Here is a 282-nt window from a genome sequence, read left to right on the forward strand (position 1 = left end):
TGGGGGAGAGTAGCGGCGTTGGATATATACGGCAGGTCGGTGTCAGCGATATGGAGGTTCTTCCATTGCATGATTTGGAAGGGGTAGATGAAGTGGAGAGTTTGGGTTGGTATAAGTGGGGGTATAATGGAGTGGATTATAATGTAGGAGATGGGAGGTATGGGAGGGATGGGGAAGATGCGTAGAGGGGGATAAGGGAAGTTAAGGAGGTGATTTGTGGGATAGAGAAAATGGATGTGGGTGTGATGATGGAGGTGGTTTATAATGATGTGTAGATCGGGG

The 282-nt window shown here is 48.2% G+C and carries 1 protein-coding gene; it reads left to right on the forward strand.

From position 1 onward, the window contains the following. Positions 1-185 (forward strand): hypothetical protein (locus tag FS736_RS24885; protein ID WP_222125106.1); only part of this gene is annotated, 185 nt, incomplete at its 5' end. Positions 186-282: the final 97 nt, after the last annotated feature.

This window comes from Cytobacillus oceanisediminis 2691 (genome assembly GCF_007678455.1).
Lineage (GTDB): Bacteria > Bacillota > Bacilli > Bacillales > Cytobacillaceae > Mesobacillus > Mesobacillus oceanisediminis_A.